Origin of the sequence: Paraburkholderia sp. BR10872 (genome assembly GCF_040965835.1) — a bacterium.
Classification (GTDB): domain Bacteria; phylum Pseudomonadota; class Gammaproteobacteria; order Burkholderiales; family Burkholderiaceae; genus Paraburkholderia; species Paraburkholderia nodosa_A.
Genome location: NZ_JBFRCN010000001.1, coordinates 313,216 through 329,716, shown reverse-complemented (window position 1 = coordinate 329,716; position 16,501 = coordinate 313,216). Strand labels below are relative to the sequence as shown.

Sequence of the window (16,501 nt, the reverse complement as noted above, 5' to 3'; positions counted from 1 at the left end):
TAACAGGTGTGCGGGGACATGGGTAACACTTCGGGCGAGTGATTGGCCTGGAGCCGTTCATGCCCTGGAACCCGAGAAACACCATGAACCTGCGTCTGGAATTCGTGAATCTGGCCTTGCAGGAAGGCGCCAACCGGCGTGAACTATGCCGGCGTTTCGGCATCAGCCCGAAGACCGGCTACAAGTGGCTTGCCCGGCATGCACAGGATGACGGCGCCACGGCGTTGGCGGACCGCTCGCGCCGGCCCCTGCAGAGTCCGGCGCGCACCATACCCACAGTCGAGCAGCAGGTGGTTGAACTGCGCCAGGCACATCCCGCCTGGGGCGGGCGCAAGATCAAGCGGCGCCTCGAGGATCTCGGCCACACCGCGGTGCCCGCACCGAGCACGGTGACCGGCATCCTGCACCGCCATGGCCTGATCCGCGCGGAGGCTTCGGAGGCGGCCACACCGTGGCAGCGCTTCGAACACGAGCATCCGAATTCACTCTGGCAGATGGACTTCAAGGGCTGGTTTGAGCTGCAGGACGGGCGGCACTGCTCGCCGCTGACGGTGCTGGACGATCATTCGCGTTTCAACCTGACGCTCGATGCGTGCGGCAGGACCGACACCTCCACCGTACGCGCGCATCTGCGGCAGACGTTTCGCCGTTACGGGCTGCCGCTGCGCATCAACGCGGACAACGGCTCGCCATGGGGCAGTCCCGGCCAGCCGGGACAGCTCACCGAACTGGCCATCTGGCTGATCCGGCTCGGTGTGCGTCTGTCCCATAGCCGGGTGGCGCACCCGCAGACCAACGGCAAGGACGAACGGTTTCACCGCACGCTGAAGGCCGAGGTGCTCAGCGGCCGTCGCTTCGACAGCCTGCGCAACGCCCAGCGGGTGTTTGACGAGTGGCGCACGGTCTATAACCATCAGCGCCCGCATCAGGCCCTGCAGATGGCCACTCCGATCACCCGTTACCGGCCCAGTGCGCACCCGTATCCGGAGACACTGCCGCCGATCGAATATCGCAGCGACGACACGGTGGTACGCGTGGGGTGGAATGGAGAACTCCGTTTCCGGTGCCGCTGTTTCAAGGTTTCAAGTGCGCTGCACAAGCTGCCGGTTGCGGTGCGCCCCAGCGCAGGAAGCGGCAACCGCTATGACCTGTTTTTCCTGCATCATCATTTCGGAACCATCAACCTGGACCATCCCGAATGAGCGGATCATGTGTTACCCATGTCCCCGCACACCTGTTACCCATGTTTCCGGTCCATACACCGCCGCAAAGAAAGTAGGTGCCGCCCCGCACAGGGGCAACGCATGCATACCGACGCGAAAACAAGAAAACAAGAAAACAAGAAAACAAGAAAACAAGAAAACACAAAAGCAAAAACAATCAAAACGTCAGCACACTAAGAAACATACGCTGCAACCACCCAACAGTAGTCGCATCATTCAGCAACCCACGCCCCACCTGCTCGATCCGGGCATTGGCAATCTTCCCCGACTCAACGTAATTATCGGCTTCGACATCGTTAGGATTAACGATCCCGGAAAGCCGCAACCGTTGATGCTCACCGCTCATCGCGATAATCTTCTCGCCGGACACAACCAGATTACCCGTAGGCGTCTTGCTGATGACCGTGACGGCCAGCGTGCCGGTCATGTCGCTCGAAAGCGTGTGACTGCCGCTGCCGTTGAACGAGGTCGAAGCCGAGCCGATATTGAACAGGCGCGCAAGTCGCGCCGCCGCGCCGGTCGACTGGTCGGCGGCCGTGGCCGTGATGTTGCTGTCGCGCTTCGCAGCCGCATTCGCGACATCGTTGCCGCTATAGGTTTCGGAAAGCCGGATTGTGAGCACGTCGCCGATTCGCTGCGCCCGCGGTGTTTCGTACAGCGAGATGGCGGTGCCCGACTGATAGATCGCGCCGCTGGTGTTGACGTTCAGCAGCGGTTCCGCGAGCGGCGGCGTCATCGGCGTGTTGACGATCGACTCCGGCGTCGCGCAGCCAGCCAGCGCCGCGCCGAGCGACGCGCACAGCAACACGTACCGCAAGCTTTTCGAACGAGTCGTCCGGCATGCGCTGGACATTGAGGATTCCGATTGATCGTAGGGCATGGCGGTGGGGCGGGTGCAAGAGTGATTCATCGGATTTGGCGAATTCAGCGAAGTCAGCAGATTCGTCGAGTTCGTTCGGGCGACGGGTTGGCGCACATCGTTTCAGCCTTCATCGAATTGGCTCAGCTTGAGCGTCTTCTCGCTGCCTCTGCCGCGCAGCGTGGCGGGCTTGAGCAGGTAGGTGAGCGTCGCGCGCTGGCTGTCGGGCAGCAGGCAGATGGTGATCGTGCTCGATGCGTTCTCCCACACGAGCAGCGGCAGCGAAGACGCGCCGAGCACGCGCGGCGCGCCGTAGCGCGAGGCGAGCAGATTGCGCAGGTCGAATGCCGTTGTCGAGTCCACGACGAACGACATTTCATAGAGCCGCAGCGGGTCGCCCGCCGATGCGTGCGCAAAGCGCAGGATATGGTCCACCGCGGGCACGCCGTCCACGACGGCGCGCGAGGGCGTCCAGCCTTGCGCCGTATGGTGAGCCCACCGGCAAGCGACCGTCTGGCTCGTGTAACTCTTGACCATCATGCCGATGTCGCTGCCCGCGATGTCGGTCTCGCAAAGCAGTTCGCTCTCGTGCGGCGTTGCGCGCACCATGTCCGTTTGCCGTAGCGCGCTCAGCGGCGTACCGAGCACAATGCCGCGAAACGCAAAGGGCGATTCATCCGGCGCCGGAACGCGCGGACGGGTGGGCGGTGAAGCGGGCGACGGCCGCCGTTTTCTCGGCGGTGCCGCGGGCGGTTTCGCTGCGCTTGCCTCATGCACCGCGTTCGCGGTAATCAATGCGCTCGGCGGGCTCGCCGGCGCGGGGGCCTGCGGCGCGACGTACATTTGCACGCGCCCTTCGTAGTGCGTGTCCGCATGCGCGGGCGAGAGCGGCGCGGCCAGGCATGCGCCGCTCAAAGCGCAAGCGATCAATGACGCCCGTTTCATCGGCTAAACCTCGATCAGTCGACCGCCGCCGCGCACGCGTCGAACGGCACTGCTGCGGGATGGCCGACCAGCGGCACGATCTTCAGCGTGGCCGATGCGACCCGGCATGGAAAGGCCACCACGGCGCAGCCGTCGAGCGGCAGAGCCAGGCAGGCGAGGGCAATGGCCGACGCGGCGCGCGCCAGATGCGTTGACAACCGGGGTGTCAGGCACATGGGCGAGCGCTGCGTCGACGGCTCCCGTGACAGCGAAGTGGTCATGCCGAAGTGTTGATGTTGTGGCCGAGCGGACCGATCGGTGGGGCCGGATTCACGGTTTCCTGCTGCGGAAAGGGGTTACCGGCGGTACCTCCCGTGCTGGAGTTCCTGGTGTTGCGGTTTTCGCCCAGCGTCGTCAACGAGGACGTGTGCGCGATGTTGCTCGAACCGATAGGGCTGGTCATGATGGGCCTCCTTGGCGCAATGGAACAAAAAAGGGGCGCGCCGAGAAGGGGGAAGCGCGCCCCGCCTTACGCCGATCGGGGGCAATCGACGTGCGGCGAGGCAAATCTTCGCTTCCAGAGCGTGTGCATGAAGCGGGAATCAGCGTGGCCTTTGGCCAATCGCTTACGAGTCCTTCCAGGGGTATACGAATGTGCAAGTTTGAAAGGCGGGAATTCGGCGGGGAGCCGCTGACGAGGCGCAGAACTAGGCTGGAACCGAAGGAAATCCGCAAACGCGATTTGCGCGCGGCGTGTAAGGGGTGGGGAGGACGAGGAGGGTGAGGCGAGCGCACGTTCCCAGGCTGGCTGCCTGGCTCAGCAGCCTGGGTGAAAGCAAAATAAGGTGGAAGCAGGCGGCGTCAAACCCTCTTCATGCGTTCCCAGCCGTGCCGCACGGCCGCCTTGAATCTTTCCCAGCCGCTTTCCGGGTAGCGCGACTCCCAATCCTCGCGAGCACTCGGCTCAATGCCTTGCCAGTCGTGTCCGCGATACCGCTCATCCTGGCTGAGCGTTGCGCCGTGCTCGTAGGCTGCGCAATATTCTTCGTAGGACATGCCGGAGTCCGCGTAATTTGCGTCATAGTCTTTGCGGACTTCCGTCTCGTCGGATCCGTCGTCGAGCGGGGTGCCCATGACGGGATCCCCTACGAGGCCTCTCGCCGATGTCTGTGGCGCATTGGCCGATGTCTGTGGCGCATTGGCCGTGCTGGAGGTCCGTTCGGGTTCCGTCGCTGTGCGCGTCGAGACCTGCTGCATGCTGCTGACGACAGTTGGCACTGCAGATGAATAGGCGGCGTGCCGTGTTTCGGCGGGCGCTTCGGGCGACGTCTGGTGAAAACTGCCGGCCGCGCGAGCCGTACTCCTGGAGGGTGCAATGCCCGACGAAGCTTGGTGCCAGGCACGGCTGCGTTCCTCGATGTCCGCTGCACCCGCGCTGCGCATCACATCGCGGGCCAGATTTACCTGCATTTCGGAAACGTCTGCACTGACGACGGTTCCGCCTCGACGGATGAACTCCCGGTAATCTTCGGTCACCGGCGGATACGCGCCGGGCGTGAAGAGCCGCGCGAACAAGCGTTCGAGCTGATCGAATACCGGCGTGCGTTGCTCAGTATCGCTCGCGCCCGCTGCATACACCCGCGGCCCTTTTTCCACCGGGGTCTCCGTCGACATCGAGTAAATGGCGATATCGGCTTGCGCGACGCCTGCGTCGCCTAGCGCCTTTTGCGCGGAACATGCGCTCCCATAGCTGTCGTAGACGCCCAATACGGTTTGCCTCATGACTGTCTCCCTTCGCTTTCGACGGGCGGTGCCGCCGCGTACGAGGCGTGGGCGCAACGGTCATGCCCGATTGCGGAACTTGCGATACGGGCGATCTGGCACCCCGGGGAAAACGTCCGATTCAGGTGCAATCGGCACAACGCGGCAATCCATGCCAACGCGCGCCTGCGCTCGTCAAGGCGCGATCGTATAACGCAGGATCCGGTCGCGCGACTGCTCGAGCAGGCGCGTCATCGCAGCCGCCGCAGCGTCGGCTTCGCGCGCGACGATGTGCCGGCGCACGGCATCGTGCAGTTCGAGATCTTCGCTAGGTTTCGCGGCCTGGCGCTGCATCATTTCCGACGACACGCGCAGCGCGGCCTTGATGGCGTTGCCGATCGTGATGAACATGCCGTTTTGCGAGGCCGTGATGATGGCGAGGTGGAACTCGAGATTCGCGTCGGCGGCCGCGCGTATGTCCGAGGCGCCATGCTGGGCAGACTGGCCGTAAGCGCTAGCCAATTCAAGGTAGCGGCGCTCGATGATCTGGAAGGTCTCTTCCTTGCCGTGGCGTGCGGCAAGAAAGCTCGCGCGCGGCTCGAAGCAGATGCGCATTTCGAAGATGTCTTCGACGATCTTCGAGTCGAACTGCGCATTGAGGCGCCACGCGAGCACATCGCGGTCGAGCAGGTTCCAGTCGGAGAAGGGCAGGACACGTGTGCCGATCTTGGGCGAAACGGCAATGAGCCGTTTGCCCGCCAACTGCTTGATCGCTTCGCGCAGGGTGGTGCGGCTCACGCCGTACGCGCTGCACAGTTCGCTTTCGACCGGCAGCGCGTCGCCGGGCGCAAACTCGCCCGAGACCACGCGCATGCCGATAATCTTGGCGATCTGCGTTGTTATATTGCCAACGATCGGTTCGCGCTCGAACATCACTTCCCCTTCATGGACGTCGTGCACAGCGTGTCCGTGCTGTGTTATCGGGCGGTCGTCACAATCACGTTCCACGAGCCCGGTTTGAGCTTCGCGCGCACGCGTTCCCCCTCGACCGTCACGGCGTTGTTCACTGCCGGCGCCACCGTCGTTGGCGCTTCCACCGTGTTCACCGCTTTCATGTTGGCATGATACAACTCGAGCGCGTGATCGAGCGTACGTTCCTTGCCGAGCCCGCGCAGCTCGACATCGAGTTCCATTTCGTCGCTCAGGTGGCGGTTGAGCGCGAAGAGGGTCGTCGTGCCCGTGACGCGATCGTCCACCACCGCTGCGCAAAGATAGGGGATCTCCGGAAAGGTTTCCGCTTCATAGGTGGGAGAATCGATCACCGGTTTGAGCACGCGGCCATGGCCGAATTTCGAGGCCTGCGCGAACGGATGGAAGATGGTCTGGCGCCAAGCGCGGCCGCCAGGCTCCGTCATGATCGGCCCGATCACGTTGACGAGTTGTGCGAGACAGGCGGTCTTCACGCGGTCCGAATTGTTCATCATGGTGATCAGCGCGCCGCCCACCACGAGCGCGTCTTCGTGGTTGTAGACCTCCTCGATCAGCCGTGGCGCCTCGGGCCAGCCCGGCTTGCGCAGGTCGTTGATGGTGCGCGCCTTGTACCAGACATTCCATTCGTCGAATGAAAGCATGATGCGCTTGGACGAATGCTTGCGCGCGGCCACGCTGTCCGCCACCGAGACGATTTCCTTGATGAATAGATCCATCACTTCGATGTTGCCGAAGAATTCCGCGGTCGAATCGCGCCGGTTCTCGAAGTAAGTATGTAGCGAAATGAAATCGACCTGCTCGAAGCAATGGTCGAGCACGCGGTCCTCCCACGCGCCGTAGGTGGGCATTTCGTGCGTGGAGGAACCGCACGCGGCGAGCTGAATGGTCGGGTCGACCGAGCGCATGAGCTTGGCCGTCTCGAGCGCAGCGCGCCCATATTCTTCGGCGGTCTTGCGGCAGATCTGCCACGGGCCGTCCATTTCATTGCCGAGACACCAGAACTTGATGTCGTGGGGCTGTTCATAGCCGTGCTCGCGGCGCAGGTCGGAGAGCGCCGTGCCGCCTGGATGATTGCAGTATTCGACGAAGCGACGCGCTTCGTCGGGGCCGCGCGTGCCGAGGTTCACGCCGTACATGGGTTCGATGTCGAGCGAGCGGCACCATTCGATGAATTCGTTCGTGCCGAACTGGTTGGTTTCGGTGGAGTACCACGCGAGATCGAGCCGGCGCGGGCGTTTTTCGCGCGGTCCCACGCCGTCTTCCCAGTTGTAGCCCGAGAGGAAATTGCCGCCAGGGTAACGCACGATCGTCGGGCCGAGTTCGCGCGTGAGCGCCATCACGTCCTTGCGGTAGCCGCGCTCGTCGGCGTCCGGATGGCCGGGCTCGAAGATGCCGGTATAGACGCAGCGGCCCATGTGCTCGACGAAGACGCCGAACAGGCGCCGGTCTAGCTCAGAAATGACGAAGTCGCGATCGACGATGAGGCGGGAAGCGATCATGGTGTTCCTCTATCCGTCCTGTAGCGGTGTGAAGTGAGGCGGCCGCGCCGGGCGGGCGCGGACCTAACGTGGCGTTATCGCGCGAGCAGGGCGTTGGTGCGTTGTTCGGCTTCCTTCTGCACGTCGGCGACCGACTTGCCGGTCGAGAGCATGTTGCTGATCTCTTCGCCCACGATCTGCTGGATCGCGAACTGGCGCGGCACCGTGTTCGGCAGTGCGTAACCGGTGGTGGAGATTTCCTTGATTTCGGCGCGATGCGGCAGCGCGTTGAACGTGGCGCTCGTGATGATCGACTGGCGCGCGGGCAGATGGCCGGTGCGCGCCCAGTCGCCATCGTGGTCGTAGAGGAACTTGAGGAAGACGAGCGCGGCGTGGCGCGTCTTTTCGTCCTTCGCGCCGCCCTTGAGCATGACCCACGAATGGCCGTCTGCCCAGACCGCCTTCTTCTGATACAGATTCGGGAACGGCACCACGTCGTAGCCATTCGCGAGCGGGGAATCGGGCTTCTTCGCGAGATTCGTGAAGTCCTCGATCATCCACGTGCCGACCATCAGCACGCCGGCCTTGCCGTTCTCGAACGCCTGGTTGGCAGCGCCATAGTCGAGCCCCGGCGTGACGTCGCCCGCCTTCATGAGCTTGTCGTAGAGCGTGAGCGCGTTGGCGGCTGCCGGCGTGTGCATGTCGATCTTCGTCGGGCCGGCGGGGAACAGCGTGCCATTTTGCTGATAGACCCACGTGTCGAACGTGCGCGTTTGCGCGGCCGATTCATTGGCGATCGGCACGGCGAAGTAGGGCAGACCCGTCTTGTCCTTGAACTGCTTCGCCTGCGCAAGCAGTTCGTCGGGCGTTTTCGGCAGGATGGGCTTGCCGCTCGCGTCGACGAGTCCCGCCTTCTTGAACAGGTTGACGTTGATGTGCCAGAGCCACGAATGCGTGTCGAACGGCAGCGCATAGGTCTTACCGCCGAACGTCACGGCGCGGTGGGCCTGGGGCGTGAAATCGTTGGTGTCTACGCCGACCGACTTGAAGCCGTCGTCGAGCGGCTCGACCAGATTGCGCTTCACGTAGTCGCCCAGGACCGCCTCGTGCATGACTGAGATGGTCGGCACGTCGCGGCTCAGAATGCGCGCATCGATCTGCGTATAGTAGGGCGCCCACTCGATGATCTGCGGCTTGACGACGATGTCTTCCTTATTCGTCGCGTTGAACTGGTTCACGAGCGTCGTGATGATGCCGCATTCGCCCGAGGCCTGGCTCACGTCATTGACCTTGCCGTATTCGGCGTCGCAGGCGCCGAAAAAGCGTGACAGTGTGATTTCCGTTTTGGCGTGGGCCGGCGCGGTCAAGGTCGCCGCGAGGCCGAGCGCAGCCAGCGTGAGTACACCGCGCACCAACGATCTTCTCATGTCTCTCTCCTGTGCAAGACCCCGCTGGCGCGTTGTTCACGTGCTACCAGTGGATCGTTTTGTTTGTACTACGAATCAATTGGCGACCGGCCGATGTATGGTTCGGGGTCACCGCCTACCGAACTGCGGTGCCGGCCACGGCCGCCACGATGTACTTCTGGAAGAACAGATATAGCACGAAGATGGGCAAGCCGGCGAAGACGGCCTGCGCCATGAGGTAGCCGATGCCCTCGGACTGCGCGAAATTGCCTTGCGTGGAGGCGAGCCCGATCGTCAGCGTGTACATCTCGGGCTTGGACGCGGAGACGAGCGGCCAGAGATAGTCGTTCCACGCACTGAGAAACGTGAAGATGGCGAGCGTAGCCTGCGCCGGCAGCGAAAGCGGCAGCACAACGCGCCAGAACACCTTGAAGCGCGAGGCATTGTCGAGCAAGGCGGCCTCCTCGATCTCGATGGGCACGGCCTTGAAGTACTGCGTCATGAGATAGACGCCGAACGGCGAGGCAAGGCGCGGCAGGATCAGCGCGCCATAGGTGTTGTGCCAGTCGAGCGTGGCGAAGATATGGTGCAAAGGAATCACGAGCGCCTGTTCGGGCACCGCGAGTCCGCAAAGGCAAAGCACGTAGATATAACGCTTGCCGGGAAACTCGGTGCGCGCGAAGCCATAGCCAGCGAGCGAGGCGATCACGAGCGTGAGCAGCGTCTGGCCGATCGAAACGATGAGGCTGTTGACGAGCCACCCGCCCACCGCCGAGGTGTTGAGGATGTTCGTGTAGTTCTGCAGCGTGAAGGGCGGCGAAAAGAGCACGTCGGTGTGCCGTTCGAGAAATGCATTCGGCTTGAACGAGAGGCACAGCACCCAGACGAGCGGGGTGATCCAGAAAAGCGCGAGCATGACCACGGCGCCCAGCATCAGGCGGTCGCCCATGCGGCCCGTCAGCGAACCGCGGGAGCGGGTTTCGAAAGCGAGCGTGCTCATGCCCTCTCCTTCTTGCGCAGAAGCCAGGCCTGTGCAACCACGCCGATCAGCATCAGCGCGAACAGCACTTGCGCGGCGGCGGCGGAATAGCCGAACGACCATTGGCGGAAGCCGGTTTCGTAGATGAATTGCACGAGCGGTCGCGTGGAATTGTTCGGGCCGCCGTCCGTGAGCAACTGGGCCTGGCCGAACAATTGAAAATGCAGCACGGCTTCGATCACCGCCACGAGCGCGACGGTGCGCCAGATGGAAGGCAACGTGATGTTCGTGAACGTGCGCCAGCGCGAGGCGCTGTCGAGCGCCGCGGCCTCGTAGAGTTCCTGCGGAATCTGCTGGAGCGCGGCCAGGAACAGCATCATCGGCAGGCCCATGATCCACCAGACCGTGACGACGGCGATGGCGGGCAGCGCGGTGGCCTCGTGCATCAACGGAACGAATTCCGGCAAATGGAGCGCGTGGCTCAGGTCGGCGAGCAGGCCGTTGCCGGGCATCATCACGAGTTTCCAGACCAGCGTGACGATTGTGACCGATAACACGGAAGAGCCGAAAAAGAGCGCGCGCAGCGCGGCGCCGAAGCGCCCTGGCCGGTTCAGCACCAGCGCGAGCGCGAGGCCGAGCAGCACGAACACGGGAACCGTGAGGATGACGAAGTAGAACGTGTTGCGCAGCGCGCCGCGGAAGATCGGGTCGAGGGTGAGGTCGAGATAGTTGCGAATGCCGATGAATTCGCTCGTGCCGGCGAGCAAATCCACGCGTTGCAGGCTGAGCCACCAGCCAAAGCACAGCGGAACGATCAGCAACAGGACGTAGACGATCACGAAGGGCAGCACGAACAGCGCGTTGGACCACGGCGCCCGCAGGTTGCGCCGCCGGCCCTTGCGCGATTGCGGAAGCCGCATGGCGAGCGAGCGGTTAGAGGCCATGCCAGGCCTTGCCAGTTTCATCGAACACATGCAGGTGGGCTGCGTCGAGACTCATGCGGATGGTGTCGCCCGTCTCGATTTCGAGCTCGCGTGCGCGCGGCAATTCGGCCACGAGCAATTGACCGTTGGGCATGCTCACATGCGCGAGCGAGCGGTCGCCCAGCCGTTCGATGACTTCGGCGCGGCCGACCAGCGGCCCTTGCGGGTCCAGCAGCACGTGTTCGGCACGCACGCCCAGCGTGAGCTTGCCTGCTGGCAGGCTCGCCGCGGCAATCGCGGTGGGCGCCTCAACGCCATCGAACGGCAGAGCGACGATTAGCCGGCCCCCGTTGTCGCCAACGCGCTCGACATCGATGAAGTTCATGGCCGGCGTGCCGATGAAGCCCGCGACGAAGCGCGTGGCGGGCCGCTTGTAGATGTCGAGCGGTGCGCCGATCTGCTCGATACGCCCGCGGTTCATGACGACGATGCGCGTGGCGAGCGTCATGGCCTCCACCTGATCGTGCGTGACGAACACCATGGTGGAGTGCAGGCGCTGATGAATGCGCGCGAGCTCGAGCCGCGTGCGGGTGCGCAACGCGGCGTCGAGGTTGGAGAGTGGCTCGTCGAAGAGAAATGCTTCGGGTTCCTTGACGACGGCGCGGCCGATGGCGACGCGCTGGCGCTGGCCGCCCGAAAGCTGGGCAGGGCGGCGCTGCAGCAGCGGGCTGAGTTCGAGCATGCGCGCGGCCTCGTTGATGCGCTGGTCGACTTCGCCCGCGCTCACGCCGGTATTGCGCAGGCCGAACGCCATGTTGTCGTACACGGTCATGTGTGGGTAGAGCGCGTAGTGCTGGAACACCATCGCCACGCCGCGCTTGCCTGGCGGCTGGTCGTTCACGCGCCGCTCGCCAATGTCGATCTGGCCGTCGCTCACGGTTTCGAGGCCGGCGATCATGCGCAGCAAGGTGGATTTCCCGCAACCCGAAGGGCCGAGGAAGACGAGGAACTCACCGGATTGAATGTCGAGGTCGAGGCCGGTGATCACCTCGGTTTCGCCATACCGCTTCGTTACGCCGCTCAGTCGGATGCCCGTCACGGTGCCTCCTGTGGAGTAGTCTCGTACCGCCGCATTCAGTGCGTTGATATTATGAAAAGAGTGGCGTGCTAACCCATTCGTGTAAACACTTAATCATTCGACGTCCCAAATAATGGGTTTATGCGTATTGCGTCGAAGAGGAGGGTGATTGCGCGCGCGTATTCGCGAGGCAAAAAAATACCCGCACGAGGCGGGCAAGAGGTTTGAGGAGACACCAAGAGAGGACGCAGGGGCGCCCTCGATGCAAACTGTAGCCTGTGCCGCGGCATTCCACACCTATCAGAACGGAGAGGGCTAGCGAAATGTCTGCGTAAGTAGATCGCGCGAATATTAATTTGGAATACTGAGAGAATTAATGCGGAAACGGGATCTGTTGGAACAACCGTGACAGAGCGCGGGCTCTGCCCGTTGACATCGTTTCCGCAGCGTTGTCGCCCATTAAGCCCAAAGCGAGCCAGACTCAATGCGACGAAACATATATCGCATCCGCTAACGGCTCCGGAATGGCAAAGCTCGCGCGCATCCGCTTCGTTTCCGCTGCAGGCGTCAGGCCGAAGAGTCTTTTGAACTCCCTGCTGAACTGGGATGCACTTGTGTAACCCACTGCGAGGCTCGCTGCTTCGGCGGTCAGGTCCTGGCGGAGCATCAACAGACGAGCCTGATGCAAACGCATCGACTTGACGTACTGCATAGGCGAAACCTGTGTGATCGCCTTGAAGTGGCTATGGAAGCTCGGAACGCTCATGCCCGCTTCTTGCGCCAACTGCATCACGTCCAGCGGCTTTGCATAGCCGGCATGGATCATGCGTAGCGATCTGCCAATTCGGCCGAACTGACCGCGCATCGCCAAAGCCTCGCGCATCGAACCGCCTTGTGCGCCTGTGAGCACCCGGAAATAGAGTTCGCGCAGCAGGCACGGGCCCAATACTGCGGCTTCGAGAGGCCGATGCATCGCTTCGAGCAAGCGCAGCACAGATACCTGCATTGCGTCATCCATCCGCGTCGACATCATGCTTTGGGGCGCTTGCACGTGCCCGGTTACGCCTTCGCGATCGATCTGTACCGCCAGTTCCGCGGCCAGCGTGAAATCGAGATGCAAGTAGAGCGCAAGCAATGGCCGCTGCTCGGTCGCATCGGTTTCCATGCTGAACGGCACCGGCACGGACACGGCGAGATAGTGCTGTTCGTCGTACAGGTAGAGATGGTCGCCGAAATAGCCTCGCTTGCTCCCCTGGCAAACGATCACGATGCCGGGGTCGTAGAGCACCGGCGTGCGTGACAGCGGCCGGTTCGAACGCAGAATACGCACGCCGGGCAGCGCGGTGAGGTTATAGCCCTCCTCGGGCGCCAACGCGCGAAGCAACGCAATGATGCGCTTGCGGCTGCGCGACGGGAGGTCGGGATTGTGGGTAGAGGCCCGCTTCGTGCTCATAGTTTTAGGCAAGAAAAATAGCGGAATTTTGCTTTGCGCGCTCCGCGCGTCAGACTAGTATGCACTCACCAGCCAACATTCGGGAGAAGCTTCAATGGAGTCCGGCAAAATTCTGCTCATCACTGGCGTAAGCAGCGGCTTTGGCCGCGCGCTTGCGCAAGAGGCGCTTGTGGCAGGTCACAAAGTCGTCGGTACCGTGAGAAGTGTGGAGGCGAAGCGCGAGTTCGAGTCTCTCTCTGCGGATTGCGCATTCGCACGCGTGCTCGATGTGACCGACTTCGATGTGATCGACGGTATCGTCGAGGAAATCGAGGCGAGCGTCGGGCCGGTCGACGTGTTGGTCAACAACGCCGGCTACGGGCATGAAGGCGTCATGGAAGAATCGCCGCTGGCCGAAATGCGCAGACAGTTCGACGTCAATGTGTTTGGCGCTGTCGCCATGATGAAGGCGGTTTTGCCGTTCATGCGTGCGCGCAGACGTGGCCACATTCTGAACATCACGTCGATGGGCGGCTATATCACCATGCCGGGCATCAGTTATTACTGCGGGAGCAAGTTCGCACTGGAGGGCATTTCCGAGGCGCTGGGTAAAGAGGTCAAGGCTTTGGGCATCGCGGTGACAGCCGTCGCACCTGGCTCCTTCCGCACCGACTGGGCCGGTCGCTCGATGCAACGGACGCCGCGTTCGATCCCGGATTACGACGCGATATTCGACCCTGTCCGCAAAGCGCGCGAGGAGAAAAGCGGCAAACAACTGGGCGATCCCCAAAAGGCTGCACGCGCAATGCTTGCCGCAATTGCCGCGGACCACCCGCCCGCGCATCTTTTGCTCGGTAGCGATGCACTGGGGCTCGTGAGGGGCAAGCTGTCGGCGCTGGAAGACGAAATTCGTGCCTGGGAGAGCGTTACGGTCTCGACTGACGGCTGAAGATTGCCGGTGTATCGGGGCTTCTCACCCGGCTTGAGACTGCTGGCACTCCGTTGCAAACCACTGCTCGACCCGGTGCTGCGCCACTTGTAGATCCTCGGGGTAGTACGGGTCGTTCCATGGTGACGGGGCGTAGCCTGCCTTCCTCAACGCTGCAACCTCGCTTTGGTGTTGCGCCATCGTCGGAGGCGCGTTGCTCCTGAGTGCGGCGAGGTCACGGCACTCCGTTGCGCTCAGATGTGGCCCGCCTGGTGGGACGCCGCCGGCGGCACATCCAGCCAGCTGGAGCGCCAACGCCGTCAGCATGAAGCGGTTTTTCGGGCGGCGTTCCATGGCGCATCTCCACGCGTGCGATTGGCGCGACGAGCGGTGCCACCCGTCGCGCGTGATTTCCGCGTTATTTTGCCTTAGACCAGTCGCGGGGGAGGCGCAGTAGATACCGAAAGACTCGCGAAGCCTATGAGGCAGAGTTGCGCCGCTCGATCGAGGAGGTCTCGGCGGGGCTGCCCGACGAACCCGGCGCGGTGCGCGACGACCGTGCGATCGCGCTGCTTGCGATGTTGTCGGGCGGAGTCACGCTGGCGCGCGCGGTGCCGGATCCGGCGCTGTCGAAGCGGATCGCCGACGCTGTCGAGCGATCTGCGGTCGCGCTGACTTCGGCGCGACGCAAGCAAGGACGACGACATAGCAATGTATTCCACCGATGACGTTTCTGGACGTCGATCCAGGCTATGTAAAGCTTTCAGCGCGCGGGGAAGCAACATTTCAACCCTCCTGGCGGCGTCCACGGCGGCTTCGCGGCAACGGTACTCGACTCCGCAACGGGCTGCGCAGTTCATTCGATGCTGGAAGCGGGCGTTGGATACGGCACGATCGATCTGCAAGTCTAGATGTTGCGACCCGTACCGATCGGTCAGGATCTGGTGGCCGAGGCTCGCTCGGTCCACATCTCTCGAAACATCGCGACCTCGGAGGGTACATTGAAGTCCTTCGATGGAAAGCTGTTAGCGACCGCTACCGCAACCTGCTTTTTGAAGAGAGGGCACATCCCGGCTCAACCCATCGAGCCGGGCGTAAGCATCACTCGCTGATCCGGAAATACTCGCCTGGAACCACCCCAAGAAGCGGAAGATGCAACGGCAGCACCAACCCTGTCGCTATGACGCTTCGGCGTGGCAGCCGTCCTCGATCACTTGACCGGCCCGTTGGGGGTCAGGATCGGTGGTTCAATACCGCCCGTATCCACGGCGAAGCCGCCCCAGGGACCCGAACCGGGACTCGGGCTGACGCCACCCGGCGGGCCGTACTGGCTGCTGACCGGTATGGCGGCTGCCGTACTACGAGTGCCCGTGCCCGTGCCAACGGCGCCTGGCGGGCCGTAGCCGGTATCCGAGGTCGCCGTCGAGGAGGCGTTTGTGCTCCCGCCCGCACCCGCCCTCGGTTGGCCGTATGTTGCCGGCGCGGGGTGCGCGATGGAGTTCGGCGCGGTCCGGGGCATTACCGCGACTACGTTCTGCCTCATGCGCAGCCGGGCGAACATGCTTCCCAGGGCGCTGGCCGATGCCACGCCAGGGCCGCCAGCACTCGCATTACCACCGCCGGCGCCTCCACCTGCGCTACCCGTGCCCGAATTGCCTGCACCGGAGCTGCCTGCGCCAGAGCTGCCTGCGCCAGAGCTGCCGGCACCGTGGCCGCCCCCTCCCGAACCCGCACCATTGCCACCCGAACCGGCACCGGCGCCACCCGAACCGGCACCGGCGCCACCCGAACCGGCACCGGCGCCACCCGAACCGGCACCGGCGCCACCCGAACCGGCACCGCCGCCACCCGAACCGGCACCGCCGCCACCCGAACCGGCACCGCCGCCACCCGAACCGGCACCGGCGCCACCGGAGCCGGAACCGCTACCCCCCGAGCCCGCACCATTGCCGCCGGAGCCCGCACCCGCGCCGGCACCCGCGCCGCCCGAACCGGCCCCGGCACCGGCACCACCGGAGCCGGAACCGCTGCCTCCCGAGCCCGCACCGTTGCCGCCTGACCCGGCACCATTGCCGCCGGAGCCCGCTCCCGATCCCGCACCTGCACCGTTGCCACCCACACCCGCACCGACGCCCGCACCGACCCCCGCGCCATTGCCACCCACGCCCGCACCGACGCCCGCACCGACGCCCGCACCGACGCCCGCACCGACGCCCGCACCGACGCCCGCACCGTGGCCGCCATTGCCGTTGCCATTGCCATTGCCGTTGCCATTGCCATTGCCATTGCCATTGCCGTTGCCGTTGCCGTTGCCACCCACGCCTGCGCCTGCGCCAGCACCGTGGCCACCGCCGTTGCCGCCCGCGCCGCCACCGTGGCCGCCACCGCCGCCGCCGCCGCCGTTGCCACCCGCCGCTGCGTAAGCCGCACCGGACAGCGCTAAAGCCACCACCCATGTCGCCGTGTATTTCGTCGCTCGGTTCATCGTCCGCCCCTTTCTTCCTACAAACCGCTTCGAAA

At 63.7% G+C, this 16,501-nt stretch carries 18 protein-coding genes and 1 pseudogene; 5 read left to right on the top strand and 14 right to left on the bottom strand.

What is annotated here, in order from left to right; genetic code table 11:
• Positions 1-59 precede the first annotated feature (59 nt).
• Positions 60-1,202, top strand: a complete 1,143-nt coding sequence (locus tag AB4Y43_RS01830) for an IS481 family transposase (protein WP_368726886.1) — start codon at positions 60-62, stop codon at positions 1,200-1,202.
• Between the two features lie 178 nt (positions 1,203-1,380).
• Here AB4Y43_RS01830 and AB4Y43_RS01825 read toward each other — a convergent pair whose 3' ends face one another.
• The 12 genes from AB4Y43_RS01825 to AB4Y43_RS01770 all read right to left on the bottom strand — a co-directional run bounded on the left by AB4Y43_RS01825 (position 1,381) and on the right by AB4Y43_RS01770 (position 13,074).
• Positions 1,381-2,076, bottom strand: coding sequence for a flagellar basal body L-ring protein FlgH (locus tag AB4Y43_RS01825; RefSeq protein WP_083245386.1), 696 nt, complete (start codon positions 2,074-2,076; stop codon positions 1,381-1,383).
• A 129-nt stretch (positions 2,077-2,205) separates the two neighbouring features.
• A complete protein-coding gene (locus AB4Y43_RS01820) occupies positions 2,206-3,027 on the bottom strand; it encodes a hypothetical protein (protein ID WP_368726885.1) in 822 nt (273 codons plus the stop codon).
• A gap of 14 nt (positions 3,028-3,041) precedes the next feature.
• Positions 3,042-3,242, bottom strand: a complete 201-nt coding sequence (locus tag AB4Y43_RS01815) for a DUF6726 family protein (RefSeq protein ID WP_069266533.1) — start codon at positions 3,240-3,242, stop codon at positions 3,042-3,044.
• A 41-nt stretch (positions 3,243-3,283) separates the two neighbouring features.
• Positions 3,284-3,469: a hypothetical protein gene (locus tag AB4Y43_RS01810; protein ID WP_342947239.1), complete on the bottom strand. Its 186-nt coding sequence runs from the start codon at positions 3,467-3,469 to the stop codon at positions 3,284-3,286.
• Between the two features lie 398 nt (positions 3,470-3,867).
• Entirely contained in the window at positions 3,868-4,773 is a 906-nt protein-coding gene (locus AB4Y43_RS01805) for a hypothetical protein (RefSeq protein WP_368726884.1), read from the bottom strand.
• Positions 4,774-4,962: 189 nt separating this feature from the next.
• Positions 4,963-5,727 (bottom strand): FadR/GntR family transcriptional regulator, encoded by a 765-nt coding sequence (locus tag AB4Y43_RS01800; RefSeq protein WP_256094849.1) that lies wholly within the window; start codon positions 5,725-5,727, stop codon positions 4,963-4,965.
• 17 nt (positions 5,728-5,744) lie between these two features.
• Positions 5,745-7,256, bottom strand: coding sequence for an alpha-N-arabinofuranosidase (locus AB4Y43_RS01795; protein WP_069266375.1), 1,512 nt, complete (start codon positions 7,254-7,256; stop codon positions 5,745-5,747).
• 74 nt (positions 7,257-7,330) lie between these two features.
• A complete protein-coding gene (locus AB4Y43_RS01790; protein WP_069266376.1) occupies positions 7,331-8,662 on the bottom strand; it encodes an extracellular solute-binding protein in 1,332 nt (443 codons plus the stop codon).
• Positions 8,663-8,777: 115 nt separating this feature from the next.
• Positions 8,778-9,641 carry a carbohydrate ABC transporter permease gene (locus AB4Y43_RS01785; protein ID WP_368726883.1) on the bottom strand — a complete coding sequence of 288 codons (864 nt, stop codon included), beginning with the start codon at positions 9,639-9,641 and terminating at the stop codon, positions 8,778-8,780.
• Positions 9,638-10,564, bottom strand: coding sequence for a carbohydrate ABC transporter permease (locus AB4Y43_RS01780; protein WP_368726882.1), 927 nt, complete (start codon positions 10,562-10,564; stop codon positions 9,638-9,640). The genes AB4Y43_RS01785 and AB4Y43_RS01780 overlap by 4 nt, the downstream gene beginning before the upstream one ends.
• Positions 10,554-11,642 (bottom strand): ABC transporter ATP-binding protein, encoded by a 1,089-nt coding sequence (locus AB4Y43_RS01775; RefSeq protein WP_368726881.1) that lies wholly within the window; start codon positions 11,640-11,642, stop codon positions 10,554-10,556. Before AB4Y43_RS01775 ends, AB4Y43_RS01780 begins: the two co-directional genes overlap by 11 nt.
• 460 nt (positions 11,643-12,102) lie before the next feature.
• Positions 12,103-13,074, bottom strand: coding sequence for an AraC family transcriptional regulator N-terminal domain-containing protein (locus AB4Y43_RS01770; protein WP_368726880.1), 972 nt, complete (start codon positions 13,072-13,074; stop codon positions 12,103-12,105).
• A gap of 94 nt (positions 13,075-13,168) precedes the next feature.
• Between AB4Y43_RS01770 and AB4Y43_RS01765 the strand changes: the two genes are divergently transcribed.
• Positions 13,169-14,002, top strand: coding sequence for an oxidoreductase (locus AB4Y43_RS01765; RefSeq protein ID WP_368726879.1), 834 nt, complete (start codon positions 13,169-13,171; stop codon positions 14,000-14,002).
• A gap of 24 nt (positions 14,003-14,026) precedes the next feature.
• On the opposite strand, the gene AB4Y43_RS01760 is transcribed toward AB4Y43_RS01765, so the two are convergent.
• Positions 14,027-14,335: a DUF4148 domain-containing protein gene (locus AB4Y43_RS01760; RefSeq protein WP_342947245.1), complete on the bottom strand. Its 309-nt coding sequence runs from the start codon at positions 14,333-14,335 to the stop codon at positions 14,027-14,029.
• Between the two features lie 137 nt (positions 14,336-14,472).
• On the opposite strand from AB4Y43_RS01760, the gene AB4Y43_RS01755 reads away from it, so the two are divergent.
• On the top strand, positions 14,473-14,709 hold the full coding sequence (locus AB4Y43_RS01755) for a hypothetical protein (protein WP_342947246.1): 237 nt from the start codon (positions 14,473-14,475) through the stop codon (positions 14,707-14,709).
• 11 nt (positions 14,710-14,720) lie between these two features.
• A pseudogene (locus AB4Y43_RS01750) lies at positions 14,721-15,093 on the top strand (PaaI family thioesterase); the annotation flags it as partial.
• Between the two features lie 427 nt (positions 15,094-15,520).
• On the opposite strand, the gene AB4Y43_RS01745 reads toward AB4Y43_RS01750, so the two are convergent.
• Positions 15,521-16,225 (bottom strand): hypothetical protein, encoded by a 705-nt coding sequence (locus AB4Y43_RS01745; protein ID WP_368726878.1) that lies wholly within the window; start codon positions 16,223-16,225, stop codon positions 15,521-15,523.
• Between AB4Y43_RS01745 and AB4Y43_RS01740 the strand changes: the two genes are divergently transcribed.
• A complete protein-coding gene (locus AB4Y43_RS01740; protein WP_368726877.1) occupies positions 16,215-16,424 on the top strand; it encodes a hypothetical protein in 210 nt (69 codons plus the stop codon). The two genes, AB4Y43_RS01745 and AB4Y43_RS01740, sit on opposite strands and share 11 nt — an antisense overlap.
• The last annotated feature ends 77 nt before the right edge of the window (positions 16,425-16,501 follow it).

Coding starts and splice junctions, on each gene's coding strand:
- AB4Y43_RS01760 (WP_342947245.1), bottom strand. CDS start 14,335: ATGGAACGCCGCCCGAAAAACCGCTTCATGCTGACGGCGTTGGCGCTC.
- AB4Y43_RS01765 (WP_368726879.1), top strand. CDS start 13,169: ATGGAGTCCGGCAAAATTCTGCTCATCACTGGCGTAAGCAGCGGCTTT.
- AB4Y43_RS01795 (WP_069266375.1), bottom strand. CDS start 7,256: ATGATCGCTTCCCGCCTCATCGTCGATCGCGACTTCGTCATTTCTGAG.
- AB4Y43_RS01785 (WP_368726883.1), bottom strand. CDS start 9,641: ATGAGCACGCTCGCTTTCGAAACCCGCTCCCGCGGTTCGCTGACGGGC.
- AB4Y43_RS01830 (WP_368726886.1), top strand. CDS start 60: ATGCCCTGGAACCCGAGAAACACCATGAACCTGCGTCTGGAATTCGTG.
- AB4Y43_RS01825 (WP_083245386.1), bottom strand. CDS start 2,076: ATGTCCAGCGCATGCCGGACGACTCGTTCGAAAAGCTTGCGGTACGTG.
- AB4Y43_RS01790 (WP_069266376.1), bottom strand. CDS start 8,662: ATGAGAAGATCGTTGGTGCGCGGTGTACTCACGCTGGCTGCGCTCGGC.
- AB4Y43_RS01810 (WP_342947239.1), bottom strand. CDS start 3,469: ATGACCAGCCCTATCGGTTCGAGCAACATCGCGCACACGTCCTCGTTG.
- AB4Y43_RS01770 (WP_368726880.1), bottom strand. CDS start 13,074: ATGAGCACGAAGCGGGCCTCTACCCACAATCCCGACCTCCCGTCGCGC.
- AB4Y43_RS01745 (WP_368726878.1), bottom strand. CDS start 16,225: ATGGCGGCCACGGTGCGGGCGTCGGTGCGGGCGTCGGTGCGGGCGTCG.
- AB4Y43_RS01815 (WP_069266533.1), bottom strand. CDS start 3,242: ATGTGCCTGACACCCCGGTTGTCAACGCATCTGGCGCGCGCCGCGTCG.
- AB4Y43_RS01820 (WP_368726885.1), bottom strand. CDS start 3,027: ATGAAACGGGCGTCATTGATCGCTTGCGCTTTGAGCGGCGCATGCCTG.
- AB4Y43_RS01780 (WP_368726882.1), bottom strand. CDS start 10,564: ATGGCCTCTAACCGCTCGCTCGCCATGCGGCTTCCGCAATCGCGCAAG.